The following is a 238-nucleotide window of genomic DNA, read 5'->3' as shown; positions in this document are numbered from 1 at the left end:
CCGACCTTCGGCAGCATCAGGTTGCTCGGCAATTCGAACAGCACGTAGCCGATGAAGAAGATGCCCGCGCCCACGCCATACGCGGCGTCGGAGAAACCGAGGTCGGTCTGCATCTGCAACTTCGCGAAACCGACGTTCACGCGATCCAGATACGCAAACATGTAGCAGGTCACCAGAAACGGCAGAAGCCGCCAGTTGAGCTTGCTGTACAGCGCGGCGGCGGGATCGCCGGCGGCCG

The 238-nt window shown here is 62.2% G+C and carries 1 pseudogene; it reads right to left on the bottom strand.

Annotated features, from left to right (window positions below):
• Nucleotides 1-238, bottom strand: a pseudogene (locus SB753_RS41170) (MFS transporter); the annotation flags it as partial.

Origin of the sequence: Paraburkholderia sp. SIMBA_053, assembly GCF_046534895.1 — a bacterium.
GTDB classification, from domain to species: Bacteria; Pseudomonadota; Gammaproteobacteria; order Burkholderiales; family Burkholderiaceae; genus Paraburkholderia; species Paraburkholderia caledonica.
This window is presented reverse-complemented; position numbering and strand designations above follow the sequence as displayed.